The 15,470-nt window shown below is 63.7% G+C and carries 20 protein-coding genes; 13 read left to right on the forward strand and 7 right to left on the reverse strand.

The genetic code is table 11. The annotated features are described in order from the left end of the window. The first annotated feature begins 17 nt into the window (after positions 1-17). Positions 18-344 carry an EthD family reductase gene (locus tag R2676_RS21960; RefSeq protein WP_206272589.1) on the forward strand — a complete coding sequence of 109 codons (327 nt, stop codon included), beginning with the start codon at positions 18-20 and terminating at the stop codon, positions 342-344. 44 nt (positions 345-388) lie between these two features. Here R2676_RS21960 and R2676_RS21965 read toward each other — a convergent pair whose 3' ends face one another. After that, complete coding sequence (locus R2676_RS21965; RefSeq protein WP_206272588.1) at positions 389-1,270, reverse strand: MBL fold metallo-hydrolase; 882 nt, start codon at positions 1,268-1,270, stop codon at positions 389-391. A gap of 160 nt (positions 1,271-1,430) precedes the next feature. Here R2676_RS21965 and R2676_RS21970 point away from each other — a divergent pair, with 160 nt between their 5' ends. Then, on the forward strand, positions 1,431-2,318 hold the full coding sequence (locus tag R2676_RS21970; RefSeq protein WP_316857537.1) for an OBAP family protein: 888 nt from the start codon (positions 1,431-1,433) through the stop codon (positions 2,316-2,318). A gap of 64 nt (positions 2,319-2,382) precedes the next feature. Here R2676_RS21970 and R2676_RS21975 read toward each other — a convergent pair whose 3' ends face one another. Next, positions 2,383-3,363 (reverse strand): alpha/beta hydrolase, encoded by a 981-nt coding sequence (locus R2676_RS21975; RefSeq protein WP_206272586.1) that lies wholly within the window; start codon positions 3,361-3,363, stop codon positions 2,383-2,385. A 426-nt stretch (positions 3,364-3,789) separates the two neighbouring features. On the opposite strand from R2676_RS21975, the gene R2676_RS21980 reads away from it, so the two are divergent. From R2676_RS21980 to R2676_RS22010, 7 genes are all read left to right on the forward strand, one after another. Further along, a complete protein-coding gene (locus tag R2676_RS21980) occupies positions 3,790-4,299 on the forward strand; it encodes a hypothetical protein (RefSeq protein WP_206272585.1) in 510 nt (169 codons plus the stop codon). A 77-nt stretch (positions 4,300-4,376) separates the two neighbouring features. Further along, a complete protein-coding gene (locus R2676_RS21985; protein ID WP_316857539.1) occupies positions 4,377-4,904 on the forward strand; it encodes a hypothetical protein in 528 nt (175 codons plus the stop codon). A gap of 26 nt (positions 4,905-4,930) precedes the next feature. Continuing rightward, entirely contained in the window at positions 4,931-5,710 is a 780-nt protein-coding gene (locus tag R2676_RS21990; protein WP_206272583.1) for a cell surface protein, read from the forward strand. Between the two features lie 67 nt (positions 5,711-5,777). Next, the gene (locus R2676_RS21995; RefSeq protein WP_206272582.1) at positions 5,778-6,494 is read left to right on the forward strand and encodes a C39 family peptidase; all 717 of its coding nucleotides are present in this window, start codon (positions 5,778-5,780) and stop codon (positions 6,492-6,494) included. Then, positions 6,494-7,300, forward strand: a complete 807-nt coding sequence (locus tag R2676_RS22000) for a hypothetical protein (RefSeq protein WP_206272581.1) — start codon at positions 6,494-6,496, stop codon at positions 7,298-7,300. The genes R2676_RS21995 and R2676_RS22000 overlap by 1 nt, the downstream gene beginning before the upstream one ends. Before the next feature lie 138 nt (positions 7,301-7,438). Continuing rightward, positions 7,439-8,761, forward strand: a complete 1,323-nt coding sequence (locus R2676_RS22005) for a transporter (RefSeq protein ID WP_206272580.1) — start codon at positions 7,439-7,441, stop codon at positions 8,759-8,761. Positions 8,762-8,843: 82 nt separating this feature from the next. Continuing rightward, positions 8,844-9,212, forward strand: a complete 369-nt coding sequence (locus R2676_RS22010; protein ID WP_316857540.1) for a hypothetical protein — start codon at positions 8,844-8,846, stop codon at positions 9,210-9,212. 154 nt (positions 9,213-9,366) lie between these two features. Here the strand turns inward: R2676_RS22010 and R2676_RS22015 are convergent, their stop codons facing one another. From R2676_RS22015 to R2676_RS22035, 5 genes are all read right to left on the reverse strand, one after another. After that, positions 9,367-9,864: a YciE/YciF ferroxidase family protein gene (locus R2676_RS22015; RefSeq protein WP_027680486.1), complete on the reverse strand. Its 498-nt coding sequence runs from the start codon at positions 9,862-9,864 to the stop codon at positions 9,367-9,369. A 35-nt stretch (positions 9,865-9,899) separates the two neighbouring features. Further along, positions 9,900-10,412 (reverse strand): ferritin-like domain-containing protein, encoded by a 513-nt coding sequence (locus R2676_RS22020; RefSeq protein ID WP_316857542.1) that lies wholly within the window; start codon positions 10,410-10,412, stop codon positions 9,900-9,902. Positions 10,413-10,521: 109 nt separating this feature from the next. Beyond that, the gene (locus R2676_RS22025; protein ID WP_206272578.1) at positions 10,522-10,767 is read right to left on the reverse strand and encodes a hypothetical protein; all 246 of its coding nucleotides are present in this window, start codon (positions 10,765-10,767) and stop codon (positions 10,522-10,524) included. A gap of 106 nt (positions 10,768-10,873) precedes the next feature. Next, positions 10,874-11,293 carry an Hsp20/alpha crystallin family protein gene (locus tag R2676_RS22030; RefSeq protein WP_027680483.1) on the reverse strand — a complete coding sequence of 140 codons (420 nt, stop codon included), beginning with the start codon at positions 11,291-11,293 and terminating at the stop codon, positions 10,874-10,876. A 33-nt stretch (positions 11,294-11,326) separates the two neighbouring features. Continuing rightward, positions 11,327-11,770, reverse strand: coding sequence for an Hsp20/alpha crystallin family protein (locus R2676_RS22035; protein WP_206272577.1), 444 nt, complete (start codon positions 11,768-11,770; stop codon positions 11,327-11,329). A 189-nt stretch (positions 11,771-11,959) separates the two neighbouring features. Here R2676_RS22035 and R2676_RS22040 point away from each other — a divergent pair, with 189 nt between their 5' ends. From R2676_RS22040 to R2676_RS22055, 4 genes are all read left to right on the forward strand, one after another. Next, the gene (locus R2676_RS22040; RefSeq protein WP_206272576.1) at positions 11,960-12,601 is read left to right on the forward strand and encodes a diguanylate cyclase; all 642 of its coding nucleotides are present in this window, start codon (positions 11,960-11,962) and stop codon (positions 12,599-12,601) included. A 173-nt stretch (positions 12,602-12,774) separates the two neighbouring features. Then, on the forward strand, positions 12,775-13,092 hold the full coding sequence (locus R2676_RS22045) for a co-chaperone GroES (RefSeq protein ID WP_004628765.1): 318 nt from the start codon (positions 12,775-12,777) through the stop codon (positions 13,090-13,092). A 111-nt stretch (positions 13,093-13,203) separates the two neighbouring features. Beyond that, on the forward strand, positions 13,204-14,826 hold the full coding sequence (gene groL, locus R2676_RS22050; RefSeq protein ID WP_206272575.1) for a chaperonin GroEL: 1,623 nt from the start codon (positions 13,204-13,206) through the stop codon (positions 14,824-14,826). A gap of 110 nt (positions 14,827-14,936) precedes the next feature. After that, the gene (locus tag R2676_RS22055; RefSeq protein WP_206272574.1) at positions 14,937-15,188 is read left to right on the forward strand and encodes a hypothetical protein; all 252 of its coding nucleotides are present in this window, start codon (positions 14,937-14,939) and stop codon (positions 15,186-15,188) included. The last annotated feature ends 282 nt before the right edge of the window (positions 15,189-15,470 follow it).

The following is a 15,470-nucleotide window of genomic DNA, read 5'->3' on the forward strand; positions in this document are numbered from 1 at the left end:
CCACAAGGAGAACCGCAATGATCAAAGTGTCCGTGATGTACCCCTACGCCGAAGGCGCACGCTTCGACCACACCTACTACCGCGACCAGCACATGCCGATGGTGAAGGCTAAGCTGGGCGGCGCCTGCGCGTACTACACCGTCGAAAAGGGTCTGGCCGGCGGCGCCCCCGGTACGCCGCCCGCCTACGTGGCGATGTGCGCGTTGATCTGTGATTCGGTCGAGGCGTTCCAGGCCGCCATGAAGCAGCACGGTGCGGAAATCCTGGGCGATATCGCCAACTACACCGACATTGCACCGGTGCTTCAGATCAGCGAGGTCGTCGTCGAGCGGTCGGATCGCTGAGCGCGGCGAATCGCATCGGCTCGAATCAAGAAGCCTTTTCCGGCTTATAGCGAAGCCTGCGGCGCAGCATTCATATGCTCCGCCGGCACCGCCGCTGAACGGCCCGAAAGCCGTTCGAATTCATCGACATCGTGGCTGCAGAACACGGTGAGGCCGGACTTGTGGCGGGCGCAAAGATCGCGCAGCCGTCGCTGGTTGTCGAGCCGTGCCGCACGGTCTTTCTCAAGCATCCACTGGTAGAAACGCAGGCCGGGCGTGCAATACGGGTCGAGATCCATTTCGTGCGTATGGAAGTACGCATCGCCGGCTAGCAGCAGCCAGTCGCTTTCACCGCGCACGGCAATGCCGGCGTGTCCGTACGTGTGACCTGGCAGCGGAATCAACGCAATCTCGTCGTTTACCTCCGGGATGGGCGATACGCAGCCGAAGCCCTTCCATCGCTCTCCGCCGGCAACGGAATGCATTCGCCAACGCTCTTGATAAGACCACTGCTGCGGCCGGAAGCGTTGCCTGTCGAGCCACGTCTTTTGCATCAGTGCATAGTCGCGTTCGGCGGCCAGCATATGGACGACAGCGTGCGGAAAATCATCGAGTCCTCCTGCGTGGTCAAAGTCGAGATGCGTCATGACGATGTGACGAACGTCGGTGGCACGAAAGCCTAGCCGCTGGATCTGCCGAATGGCCGTCATCTCCTCTCTGAACTCGGGCTTGAGCATCGTGAGAAAGAAGCGGCTCAGACGCGAATGCGGATGCGCGACATCACGCAACCCAAAACCGGTATCGACGAGCACCAGACCCGCAGGCGTCTCGACCAGCAGGCAGTGGCAAACCAGCCGCCCCCTGCGCACCAGGGAATTGGGGTGACCATCGAAGAGTGCACCGCATAGCGGGCAGCTCGAAATGCAGTTGAGGTGATGCACCTTCATCTTTGGGCTCCGGGTGGGGCGCGAGGTCTAGGGCTCTGAAATGCGTTGGTGCATTGGACCCTCGCCAGCCTGGCCACCGTATGCGTCATCTGGAGAGGGTCGTCGTCTCCACAGCATCGGACATGCCCGGCAACGGGCGGCGTCGGCTGCGACCGCGAATGTGCGCGGCGCGCGTCTGGGCGCAAGTCTTGCGGTTCGGAGGCATCCAACATGCGGCCCGGGTGAAGCCATGCGATACGTTGTTCTTGTTTGTGCGGTCGCCGCGTTCGGCGTGGGTGGTTGTCATCGCGAGAGCGATACCCGATCCAACGTTCGTGCGCCCGGGCAGGCGGAGTCTTCGAAAACAAAAGTACTGGAAGCGGGTGCGATCGCGCTGCAGGACCGGCCGCCCATCGAAGCCCTCAACGCGTATCTGGATGGCTTCCATTTCTACAACGGCCGGCAGAACGTCCAGATGGAAGCGCATCACTACTGCGCGATCGTCAATGAGGACGTGACGCAGTGCGTCATCTACGACGGCAACGTCAAGAGCGCCAAGCTGATGGGCGTGGAGTACATCGTCAGCGCAAAGCTGTTTGCCACGCTGCCTCCGGCTGAGAAGGCGCTGTGGCACAGCCATGTGTGGGAAGTGAAATCCGGGCAGCTCGTCGCGCCCGGCATTCCCGAACCTGCAGAGAAAGAACTGATGAAGAAGCTGGTCGGCACGTATGGCAAGACATGGCACACGTGGCATACCGACCTCGACAAACAGCTACCGCTCGGGGTGCCGCAGCTGATGATGGGCTTTACGGGCGAAGGGCAAGCCAACGCCGCGATGGTTGCCGACCGGGACAAGCGCATGGGCATCGACAGCGCCGCGAAGATGAAGGACCGTGCGGATATTCCCGCGCCGTCGGTCAACCCCGCAGCAAATGGCTGGCAGCACGGCAACGCGTTCCAGATTGCTGATCCCACGGGCAGTCAGCACGCCCATGAATCCGCTACCGCTGGCGCCGGGTCAAAGGCTTCGGATGTGAATGCCCGGGCGAATCAGACGGAAGTTCGATAGCGGCCCTGCGTTCTGACGCCGAGCGGCCCAGTCGGCCTATCGAACCCGGTCGAGCAGTCCGCGCTTAAAGCGATTTGAGCCAAGCCACGGACTGCGTGAGCGCAACCATTCCCGCCTCGGTGTCCAACCGAAATTGATACTCATGCCCGAGCGGCGGCCGGTAGTCGTTTGGGTAGAAGAGGGGCGTCACGTTGACGCCCTGCGCCTGTAGCGCGCCAGCCAGCGCGACCGACTGGGGGCCAAGCGGGTCAGCATTCCCGGCACTGATAAACGTGCGCGGAAAGCGGCCGTCGACGTAGGGGGTGATCGACATGGTGTGGAACCCCGGCGCCGTGCGCCAATCCCGCTTGCCGCTATACGCCCATGTGGTCGCTTTGACGAACCAGGCACCCAAGCCCCCGCTTTGGCCCATCTGCGTGATGTCGTACACGCCGCAATAGAGCAAGACGCCTGCGATCTGGTTTGCCAACGGTTGTGGCGATATTCCCAGCACTTGCGCGTAACGCTCGTTCGTCACCATGGCAGCCGTCTGCGCCGCAATTTGCGCACCCGCGCTGTCGCCCGCCAAGACCATCTTGTCTGCGTTGATCTTCAGTTGCGACGCCTGCGCCGACAGGAACGCGAGGGCCCTGTTTGCCTGCCGGATGGGGGTGGGATAGGTCGCTTCGGGCGCAATGGTGTAGTCCACATTGACGACCGTAAATCCTTTGCCAGCAAGGATCTTCAGGTAGTTGGCGAGATCGCCCCGCCGGCCGGAAACAAATCCTCCGCCATGAAACCACACGATCACGGGGCCGCCCGCAGGCGCTGCCTTGCCGCGGTAGATGTCCAGTCGTGCGTCTGGGTCGCTCGGGTCGTAAGCGAGATCGGTTTGCACGGCGACATCATTGGGGACCAGCGGCTCCAACGCTTTCGATGCCTGTGCGGCGCCGCGATCGAAGATCACGCGGATGGCCAACACGCTAGGCCATGGAGACGTAACAGCAGCCACCAAGGCGACGGCGGACAGAAGCAGGACCAGCAGCACAAGGCGTCTCTTGGCCATAACGTGAGTCCTCCCGTGTGGGCCCTATGACCGTTTCGTGGCGGGTTTCGATGGCGATGCACGCGCGATTCTAGCGCCCGTTCCCCGCACGAATGCCGAGGCCCATGGCGCACCCATCCTCGCGGCGGTCCATCCCGCCGCACCGCTTTCGAAAGCCGCCGCTGGAGCGGCAGGTTCCGGGTGACGACGACGACCGTGGAAGCTTCAGCGTTGAAACACGCCAATTTGCCTGCCGGGGCCGATGATTCCTTGTCCGGGCAGGCTTGCCCCGCTCCATTCAGTGACCTGCCTGTTTCAGCCTTGACACAAAACCGCGCGCCGAAGCGGCCCATTGTCACGCGCGATGGGTGATTCGCCAGACAAATCAAGCAGTTACTGACCTTGGCATGGATGTCGCTCTCGGCCCCCCCCGGGGAGGAGCGAGCCATGCCGACAATCACCTCGCAGCGCCGTACTTGGCGCAGGGCGACCTTTTGCGCAATGGAGCCGACCGCACTGGCTGCGTGTCTGGCGATGGCGCTTGCTGCGGCGCCGGCGCAGGCCGATGAGGGCGACATCATCGTGCAGCGCGATGTCACCCCGCGCGTCGCCTATCGGGGCGTTCCTACCGACGCGCTGCCCATCCGTACGGCAGTCAGCCCGTTTCCTACAAAGGCGTTCAATCAATCCGTCGGGTCGGTCATGTCCGTGCTGTCTGACGGAGAACTCGGCGCATCGCGCGCTTCGTCCGGCAACGCAACGACAGGGCTGCAGCGCGCTCTGACTTCACCCTCGGGGAGCGGCTTGCAACCCGCTGTTGGCGGGCTTTCCGTCGGCAATGCTGTGAGCGGCGCGGCCGTTGGCGGCGTGGGCGGCCAAGTGGTGCAGGCCACGGCGGGCATTGCCTCCCAGATCAGCGGTGCGCTGGCGCCACTCTCGCGTGGTGGGCAGCCGTGAAATCGCTGACGTGGCACTTCGTTGTGGCGGTGCTGGGCGCTGCGGCGACGGGCGCGGCGTGCGCCCAAAGTGCGCCGGTGTCAGCCGTCATTGACGGCGATGCCGCCGCAAACACAGCCGGGCGCGTCGCTGTCAATCAAGCCTCGGGCGCGGGCAACGTACAGGCAAACGTGGCGGCCGTGTCGACGGGTGAGGCCAGCGTCGTGTCATCACAGTTTGTCGGGCGGGTTCGATCTGGCGTATCGGCATCGAGCCGACTGGGCGGCGCGTCTTTCAATGGTGCGGCGGGTCTGGTGTCGATCAATCAGGCCAGCGGTGCCGGCAACGCACAGGTGAACGCGGCGGTGATCGCCCCCAACGCGTCTGTCGTGCAACAGCAATCCCATCACATTGAGCCACTTGCCGACAGTGCCCTGTCTGGCGTGGCCGCACAGTCTCGTCGTCAGGATGCCGCGCCCGCGGCGGAGGCCAGGCAAGACGCGTCGATTGCATCGACTGCGTTGCGCAATACCTCCGGCGTCGTGCAGGTGAACCAGACGGCAGGAACGGGGAATGTCGTATCCAACGTTTTCGTGCTCCGTCCCCCGGCGGGCACTCTTTTTTAACAGCAACAGAAGGAAGGGAGATCACCATGAAAGCCAAACTGACTGCCATTGCTGTACTCGCCCTGCTGGCCGCAGGTGCAGCCCACGCCCAGGGCCGAGACGAAGGGCCGCGCTCCTCCGGGGCCGTCATCAGCAACGTGACCCAGATCAGCAACGACATCCACGTGCAGGGCTACGGCCTGGCGCTCGGGTTCGTGCCGTTCAGCTCGGAATCGTCGGCGGTTGTCGATTCCACGCAATCCAGCAACAACAACTCGGTCGATCTGCGGCGTGGCAGCAATACGGCGACGGTGGATGCAGACGCGCTCAAGGGTGCGCAGGGCGCGGTCGGGGTGAACGTTACGTCCGGCGCCGGCAATGTGCAGTCCAACGACGTTGCGCTGGCGGCAGTCGATGCCGGCAAGGTCTTCGCTTCGGCCCAGGTGTTCAACAACCAGGCGGACCCGGGCGAGTCGCTGTCCATCGGCAATGCTGTCAACAAGGCATCGCTGGGCGGTAGCGCTCTGAACGGCGCGAAGGGCACCATCGGCGTCAACATCGCTGCGGGCGCGGGCGAGCTGCAAGAAAACGGTATGGCTGCATCGACCAACAGCTCGGGCCGTATCGCCAAAGCCACCGACTACAACAAGCAGTCGGCTGACAACAACTCGCTGCGCCTGAATGGTTGCGATCCGACCAATGTTGCATCGCTGAACGGCAGCGCGCTGATGAACGCCATGGGCAATATCGGCGTCAACATCGCCGCTGGCGCGGGCAACCTGCAGCACAACGGTCTGGCAATCGCCACGGCCAAGGCCGCCAACTAAGGCAGGCGTCCGCACACTCGGCCGCTGCTCGGGCGGCCGGGTGTGTCTGTTCCCCTGGGGGGGAGTTATGCGACTGAACCGGCAATCGATGGGCAGGGTGGTGTTGTGTCTCTTCTGCGCTGGCGGCTTGTGGGCACCGCAGGCAAGCGCCCAGGAAGGGGCGATCGCCTTGCGCGCCGACAGCGAGATGCCGCTGAACAAGCCGGTCAAGAGCCTGGCGGAATTGCGCTATCGCAGTGTGATGCGGCAGCAGCAGGATTTCAGTTGCGGGGCGGCGGCCGTTGGCACGTTGCTGCGATACGGCTATGGCATGGACATCGATGAGCGCCGCGTCATTGCCGACATGATGAAGGTGAGCGACCCGAAGCAGGTCGCCGAGCAAGGGTTCTCCATGCTCGATATGCGCAACTATGTGCAGACGCTCGGCTTTCGGGGCCGCGGTTACCGCGTCGACATGGCGGCTTTGCGTGATCTGGCGATCCCGGTGATCGTCTTGTTGAGCTTGAACGGGTACCAACACTTCGTGGTCGTCAAGCGCGCGGCCCAAGGGCGGGTGTTTATCGCCGACCCCGCACTGGGCAATCGCATCATGCAGGAGTGGGAATTTGCGCCTGCCTGGAACGGCCTCGTCTTTGCAATCGTCGGCGACGTGTCGGTCCAGGCCGATTCCGGATTGCTGCAGACCAATGCTCCGACCCTGCGCGCGCGTGAGAACGCCGCGTTCTCGGGAGGCGCGCTGCCGATCCAGATGGAATTTGGACCTGCCCGGTGGGACCTGTTCTGATGAAAACCAAGACACTTGCATGGATGCTGCCGCTGGCATGTGCCGGCTGGTGCGCGGGGGCCGGCGCCGGGCCGCTGCCTGAGCCTTCCGCGCCGTCCGAAGCGCACGACAGTGCCGTGTTGTTTCATTCCGGCACCGCAGTTGAACTGGCCGACGATGGCGAGCTGGCCCGGCAGCGGGGCAAATACCTGGGCGCCAGCATCGTCAGCGGATTCATGATCGAAATGGCTTCGCAATGGCGCAACGAAGCGGGGCAGGCATCGGCCGAAGCACGGATGCTTGCCACCAACCTGCGCACCGGCGCCGCCAGTGTTGCGGTGAGCACACAGGCATCGGTGCAGATGGGCATGGGTGCCCTGGCGGGCGCCACCCCCGGGGCGACAGCCTCCGGCGGGGCCGGTGTACAGGTCAACGGTGTCGGCCAGGTGACACAGGTGGCTGGTAACAACAATCTGGCCAGTAACACCACATCGATCTCGATGCAGGCCGCTCCATTGCCTACACTGCCTTCGGGCAGCGCGTTGGCCACGGCGGCGCAGAACGGATTTACCGCTCAGGCCCAGGCGGGCGCGGGCGGCGTGCAGGTTGCCATCACCAGCCCGATGGGCGTCGTCTCGCAGTCGGTGACGCCCAATCTGGCCGGGGCGGCGGGGAGCGTGATGCAGGTGGCGCAAATGGCGGGCAACGCGCAGTTGATTGCCAACCAGTTGTCGATCCAACTGCAGATGCAGACGATGTCGCGTCAGCAGCTGGCCCAGATCGGCGTGGCGCAGGCATTGCAGGCGGTGGCGGGTTTACGCCGCTAGACGTGGCGATGCAGAATTTCCTATAACGACGCAATAAAAGAACACACAGGCAGGCAGTGAGAGGCGGCGCACGGCAATTCAGCCGCTGTGCCGAAATGGAGGCTCTTCAGCCTCCGCCTTGCTTTCCGGGGGGGAAACATGGGACACCGACGCACGGCAGTGGCGTGGGCAGTGGCATGTTGGTCGTTGCTTCCTGCAGCGGCCGAAGCGCAATCGGCACAGCCTGCCGAAAACTCGTTCGAAGGGCGGCTGGCGCGCCTGCAGCGCATCATCGAGCGGCAGCAGAAGATCATTGATGCATTGGAAGAGCGCGTCGGCGATCTCGAGCTGGTACGCGTCCGTGGGCGAGGCGTGGGTGGCGGCAACGCACAAGCGCAGGCGCCCGCAGCGGCCTCAGCCACGGCAACACAGTCGCCGTCGTCGGCGCTGGTCGCTCAGTCCGGCAGCACGGCGCCGGCGTCGGAAAGCACCACCGCCGCCCGCCCCGACCCCAACGACAAGCCTCGCATCCAGAGCAAGGACCTTGTCTTTCAATCCGAGCACGCGCCGCTGTTTGAGCGACGTTTCACGCTCGATACCGGCATCAGCTACAGCTACTACGACCGCCGCAACCTCGCGCTGTCGGGCTTTCTGGCGCTGGATGCGATCTTCCTCGGGCAGATCAACCTGGTCCAGACCAAGGCCAATGTCACGACCTTCGACGTCACGGGCCGCTATGGCTTCAGCGGTCGGTTGAGTGCGGATTTCACTGTGCCGGCGGTGTATCGCTCCAGCACGTTCTTCAGCGGCGGCGCAGGCGGGGCATCAAGCACCGTGAGCGAGGCAGACAAGACTTCCGCGGGCCTGGGCGATGTGAGTGCCGGCATCTACTATCAACTCGTCAAAGAGTCTGCGGACTGGCCCGACATTGTCGGCAGTTTCCGCGTGCGCGCGCCCACCGGGCGTTCCCCATTCGGCATCAAGCTGATCCATGCCGACAGCAATAACAACAACCTGATCATCGATCAGCAGCTACCGACCGGCAACGGTGTATGGAGCGGCACGCTGGGCATGTCGTTCCTCAAGACGTATGACCCCGTGGTGTTGTTTGCCAATGCCAGCTACACGTATTACGTGCCGCGCTCGTTTGCTGACATCTCCTCGACCGAAGGCGTGGTGCAGCCGGGCAAGGTCAAGCTGGGCGACACCATCACGTTGGGCGGCGGCCTGGCACTGGCGCTGAACGACCGCACGGCGCTGACGATGGCATACAGCACGGCGTTTTCCGGCAACACGCGCATCACCCCAGACGGAGGCGCCGAACAATCGGTGGTCGGCAGCAAAACCAACGTAGGCACGATGACATTCGGGATCAGCCATGTGCTGACCAAGAACTTGTCGATCAGCGCCACGCTGGCCATGGGTCTGACACCGGACGCGCCCAACTACGTCTTTACCCTGCGCTTCCCGTACACGTGGTAGTGGGTGCCGACGCGCTGCGCGCTGGAGGTCCGCCCGGCTCGGAGCCGCATTGCGATAGATCTCCTCGCATTGCAGGTCCAGAATGAAGGCGATGCACAGCCAAGCGCAATTCCTACACGTCGTCTCAATGCCACGCCATCACCACCACGTCTACGTTGTCGAACTGTCGCGGCAAGTACTGAGCGAAGGGCGCTTCAAAAAAGCGAATCCCGATTACCTCGGTGACAAGCCGTGCGTTTATGTCGGCATGACAGGGCAGTCGCCCGACGTGCGTTTTGACAAACATAAGGCCGGGTTGAAGTCGAACCGGTTTGTGCGCGAGTACGGCTTGCGTCTGATGCCTGAGCTGTACGAATGCTTCAACCCGATGCCTTACGAGGCGGCACGCGAGATGGAAGTGGAACTGGCGATCGGGTTGCGCGAGGAAGGGTATGCGGTGTGGCAGGCGTAGGGCAGGGACCGGCTCCGCTACCCAATCCATGTGCTTTGCTTCAGGCACCGCGGGTGGCGGTTGGTCCAGGCGGAAGGCGAACGTTCTGGAGAATGCGGTGCGCGGAGGTGCGCGGACAAAACAGGGGCGACCGATTGGCCGCCCGCCGTTGCTTTTACGAAGCCGCGCTCGCCTCGCGATTGGCAGAGCTTTCCGCCAAACGCGTCAGCTTCGCATCGGTGGCCTTCTCCTCGTCCAGCGTGCTGACGATCAGCGGCACCGCCTCATGAAAGCCGACCTCCTTGGCAAGCGCGGCCAACGTGCCGTATGAGGCGATCTCGTAGTGCTCGACCTTCTGCGCCGCACCGATCAGCCCGGCATCCAGAACCGGCCCCTTCGGTATCTCTTCGATCAGCTCGTTGGCCTCTTCGATCAAGCCTTCCATGGCAGCGCACTTCATGCGCTTGAGCTTGATGGCGCAGGTCTCGACGATCTGGTCGATCCGCTCGATCTGGCCTTGCGTTTCTTCCAGGTGGCTCTTGAACGCCTCTGAAAGTTCTTCGTTCTCGGCGGTGCGGGCGAGCTTGCCCAGCGCCTTGGCCAGCTGCTTCTCTGCGCTGTAGATGTCCGACAGCGAGTGGATGAACAGGTCTTCAATGGTCTTGCGAGTCATCGGTATCTCCGGATTGGTGGCAGGCGAAAAGAGGATCAGCGCTTGGCTTCCACGCCGGGCGTTTCGGCGCGCGTCAGGAACGTCACCGTGACGCCTCCAAGGTGTTCGGCAAGCCAGGCCGCCATGGCCTGCTCCTGCGGCAGGATGGCGTCGCATACGCGGACGGTTTCGACGTCGCCGCAATGCTCGGCGGCCGCGCGCAGGCTGGTGTAGGCGGCAATCTCCATGTGCTCGAAGACGTAGCCCGCCATGGAGCCTTTGACGACTTCGTCCGACACCGCCATGCCGCTCAGCCCCTGCCCGAATGCCGCGATGCGGGCCGTGAGGTCCTTGATGACAGAGGTACTTCCGCCGAGGCGGCGGATACAGGAATCGACAAGGCGCTGCTGCTCCTGCGTCTCTTCAATATGCTGGTCGATTCGCGCCTTGAGCTGTGGATAGTGTTCGAGGCGGCCGGATTGTGCGCGCAGCATCTGCTCGGCTTGCTGTTCCATCGCGTGGGCGTCGCGCAGCCAGTCGAGCAGGTGCTCCTGGGCAGAGGTAGTCATGTTCGCTCCTGAGTAGGTGGAGCGAACGGCAACGCAACGAACGCGCCTGCGGGCGGAATGTGTTGCCTTTGGTGGGGAGATTCGGGAGGTGCGCCCGCAAAAGCGCGGGCTAGTCGGCCTCGTGGCAAGCCGGTCCCGGTGTCGCGCGTTCATGGCGGTCAACGCGGTTCAACGCTCGCAGCACGGAGCGTCCGGTATCGGTGAGCCGCGCACGGTGGCGGTGTCCCTCGGCAGAGCGTTCGAGCATGACCAACTGCCGCTCGAGCAACGCATCCAACTCGGCGCGGTTCATGTCGACCTGCTCGGGCGACTGACTCACCAACATCAGCGTGGCAAATTCGTGTGCACTCAGCATCTTTGTCTCCTAGTAACAAACAACCGTAACCAGGGGGCACGGTGCCAAATGCAGGCGCGCAAGGAGCGCGCCCGCTTGCAAGGCAAAACAGCGGCCGGTGATGCGCTCAGCCCGCGTGGACTTCGATACGCCGCGGCTTGGCCTCGTCGCGGCGCGGGATGGTCAGTTTGAGAACCCCGTCGCGCAACTGCGCATCGATGCGCGAAGCGTCAAAGTCGGGGCTCAGCACAAACGTGCGCGAGAAATGCGGGTGCCGAACTTCGCCATGCTGCAGACGCAGACCCGACGGCGTGGGCACCATCAGTTCTGCATCGACCGTGAGCGTGCCGTCCTGCACGCGCACATCGAGCTTCTCGCGCGGCACGCCCGGCAGGTCGGCAAACAGGGTGATGCCCTGGCGGTTTTCAAAGATGTCGACAGGCGGTGCCAGATGCGTCTGGCGTGCGGCGGGTTGCTCCGCCGGCTGCTTTGCGACCGTGGCATGGCCCGGCTGCGCTTGGGTCGCCAATTGTGTGGTGTCGTTCATGATGTGCTCCTTCATGCTTGTGCAAGCGGTGGCTCAGCCTTGCACGGTGATCTGACGCGGCTTCGATGCCTCCGACTTGCCGACGCTGATCGTCAGGCAGCCGTTGACGTACCGTGCATTGACCTTGTCCGGGTCCACGTCCTGTGGCAGCTCGATCACGCGCCGGAACGCGCCGGTGAAACGCTCGTCGGCATACACGCGCGTGTCGTCGGTCATCTCGAAATCCGGGCGCTTGCGTTCGCCGCTGATCGTCAGCAGCCCCTTGTCGATCGACACGTCGATCTGCGCGGGGTCGAGCCCGGGCGCGAAGGCGACGATCTCGACCGAGTCGTCGGTGCTGCCAATGTTGACGGGAGGAAAGGTGCCGATGCGCGTTGCGCGCAGGCTGGCGGGCACGCCCGCAAAGAGACTGGCCATCTGCCGGTGCAGGCGGTCGAACTCGCCCAGCAGATCGGTGCCAAAAAACAGATCGCTCATGGCTGGCTCCTGGTGGGGCCCGCTCGGAGACTGAACCGAACTACGCGCTCCAGTTCATCCGTCCGTGGCGGGCCACTGACAAACAAATCGAAACACGCAGCGCGAGAACCGCGACTGCTTGACGACACCTAAAATAGGGAGGCAAGCGGAAATTTCAAGAGGCCATTCGATACGTCATTCGGAGGTTTCATGGACCTTTTCAACGCAGTGCACGAACAGATGGATGCGGTGCGCCTGCCGTTGGTCGCGGTCACCGTCACGGCGGCCCGCCGACCGAATACGCCGCTCGTGGCGATCCTGCATTGGCACGGATTCCGCCGCGCCAGTCCGCTCGTGTTACCGGGAATCGACATTCCGCCGCGCTCCGTGCCGGGCTCGGCCATTCAATTGACGCACGCCTGGCATTGCGTCGAAGCCGTTGACGAGGCGCTGCTCGATGCCGCCTGGCAGCTCGGCGCATGGGACCTGGAGCGCGTGGAGCGGCGCGGTTGCAACGTGGTGGGTGCATCCGCGGGTGAGGCGCTCGCATGCCGTCAGGCATTCGGCGATTACGAAGGCGCTTCGGCGGACGAGGCACTCATCGACGGCGCGCCCGATCGCGCCGAGCTGATGCAGCTTGCCGCCAATGCAGGCTATCTGCGCTGGCTGTTCCGGCCGGTCAAGGGCGGCGTGTGGCGGCAGCTGGATGAGCCCGACGACACGCTCGGCCCCGATGGCGGGCGGCAGCCGCCGTGCCCTGTGCTGCCGATACCGCCGACAGCGCGCCAGCGGCCGGCGCGCAGCCGTACGGTCTACCGCCTGGGAGCCGTCCGGCGCATCCTTTTGCCCTGAAACATTTTGTTACACACTCGCTGTTTTTCCGCCTCTTGAACTCGCGGCGGGGCGCTTCTATTTTGCATTCCGCCAAGTCTTTGGCACGGCTTGCCTGCCCTGCCGGGCGCCCTGCTTGAACGGCGCGCAAGTCGGATTCCCTTTTTTGGTGATCTATCGCTCAGGAGATGGAAATGAAGATTCGTCCCCTCTACGACCGGGTTATCGTCAAGCGAATCGAACAGCAACGGACGACGGCCTCGGGCATTGTGATTCCTGATTCCGCCGCAGAAAAACCCGAGCAGGGTGAAGTCATCGCGGTCGGCACGGGCCGCCTGCTTCAGGACGGCACGCAGCGCGAACTCCAATTGAAAGTCGGTGACCAGGTGCTGTTCGGCAAGTACGCCGGACAGACCGTCAAGGTCGATGGCGAGGAACTGCTCGTCATGCGCGAAGAAGACGTCATGGGCGTCATCGAAACCCACGCCGAGGCGGTTGCCAAGGCCGCCTGAAGCCTCGAGCCGCTCGCGGACACCACCGGATACCGCCGGATATCGCCGGACACCGAAAGAGGCCGGTTGTTCGCGACGTGTTGAGTCAACGACTTATCCGGAGCAACAAACATGAGTGCAAAAGACGTCAAGTTCCACGACAGCGCGCGCGTCCGTATCGTCAAGGGCGTGAATGTTCTTGCCGATGCCGTGAAGGTGACGCTCGGGCCCAAGGGCCGCAACGTGGTCATCGAGCGCAGCTTTGGCGCCCCGACCATCACCAAGGACGGCGTGTCTGTCGCCAAGGAAATCGAGCTGAAGGACCGCTTCGAAAACATGGGCGCGCAGATGGTCAAGCAGGTCGCGTCCAAGACTGCGGACATTGCCGGTGACGGCACCACCACGGCCACCGTGCTGGCCCAGGCCATCGTGCAGGAAGGCATGAAGCATGTGGCCGCCGGCATGAACCCGATGGACCTCAAGCGCGGTATCGACAAGGCCGTGGCCGCCGTGCTGGATGAGCTTCGCAATCTGTCGAAGCCGATTTCGACCAACCGCGAGATCGCCCAGGTGGGCGCCATTTCGGCCAACTCGGACGAGGCCATCGGCAAGATCATCGCCGAGGCCATGGAGAAGGTCGGCAAGGAAGGCGTCATTACCGTCGAGGATGGCAAGTCGCTCGACAACGAGCTGGACGTGGTTGAAGGGATGCAGTTCGACCGCGGCTACGTCAGCCCGTATTTCATCAACGACCCGGAAAAGCAGGCGGCCTATCTGGACGACGCGCTGATCCTGCTGCACGACAAGAAGATCTCGAATATCCGCGACCTCCTGCCGATCCTGGAAGCCGCATCGAAGGCCGGCAAGCCGCTGCTGATCGTGGCGGAGGATGTGGAGAGCGAAGCGCTGGCCACCCTCGTCGTCAATGCGATGCGCGGCATCCTGAAGGTCGCCGCCGTCAAGGCGCCCGGGTTTGGTGACCGCCGCAAGGCCATGCTCGAAGACATTGCCGTGCTCACCGGCGCAACCGTTATCTCTGAAGAAACCGGCAAGCAGCTCCAGAAGGCCACGTTGGAGGACCTCGGCCGGGCCAAGCGTGTGGAGGTTCGCAAGGACGACACCATCATCATCGACGGTGCCGGCGACCAGGCCAGCATCGACGCGCGCGTCAAGTCGATCCGCGTGCAGATCGACGAAGCCACGAGCGACTACGACCGCGAGAAGCTGCAGGAGCGCGTGGCGAAGCTTGCCGGCGGCGTTGCCGTCATCAAGGTCGGCGCGGCGACCGAAGTCGAGATGAAAGAGAAGAAGGACCGTGTCGACGATGCGCTGCACGCCACCCGTGCAGCCGTCGAAGAGGGCATCGTGCCGGGCGGCGGCGTGGCCTTGCTGCGCGCGCGTTCTGCGGTGCTGAACCTCAAGGGCGCGAACAGCGATCAGGATGCCGGCATCCGGATCGTGCAGCACGCGCTGGAGGCCCCGCTGCGCGCCATCGTCGCCAACGCCGGTGAAGAGCCTTCCGTCGTGATCGCGAAGGTTGCCGAAGGCAAGGGCAACTACGGCTACAACGCGGCCACCGGCGAGTACGGCGACCTCGTGGAAGCGGGCGTCGTCGACCCGACCAAGGTCACGCGTACGGCGCTGCAGAATGCTGCGTCGGTCGCCGGGCTGATCCTGACCACGGATGCGACCATCGCGGACGCACCGAAGGAAGACAAGCCCGCGCAAATGCCGGCCCCCGAGCTGGACTACTGAACCACGCAGTTGTGCTGCCATCGACTGGCCGGTTCGCCGGCCAGTGCAACTGCATTTCGGCGCCGCACGCGCGCGTTGCGGTGCCGGCTTTTTCAGGTTCGATCGCCACGATGAAGCTACCACTCACCATTGACGCGAAGCACCTGGACGTTGAGATCGATGACGTCGTTGCCGGCTTGCTGGCTGCACGCCTGGGCCTGCCGGAAGGTGCCGACCACCGCGATGCGATCGCGCGGCATCTCAGCGAGGTCAGCGCTCCGTGGGTGCTCGACGATGAACACATGCGCAAACGCGTGTTGCGCCGTCTGATTCTCGAGATTGCCGACCCGACGCTGTTGATGCGCCATCTGATGACGGATTAGTCCGACGCATGTCGGCGTCCGTGGCCACGCAAAGGCGGAGCCAACACCATCCTGTGCCGACGGATGCGCCAGCCCTGAGCCCTGCTCCAGCAGCGCGCCGAATTGCTGGCTGGCAGGAAGCGATTCGCGGCTACACGCTGGAGAGCGGCGGTTCGTAGGCGCGCGTCCGATGCGGTCGAGAAGGATTGCCTGGCGCGATTGTCACTGTGGACATGTGGACATGTGGATATGTGGATAAGCACGTGAAGAACTTCAGGGACAACTGTGTTGGCTGTCCGGGGT

Origin of the sequence: Ralstonia flatus (assembly GCF_958439105.1) — a bacterium.
Taxonomy (GTDB): Bacteria; Pseudomonadota; Gammaproteobacteria; order Burkholderiales; family Burkholderiaceae; genus Ralstonia; species Ralstonia flatus.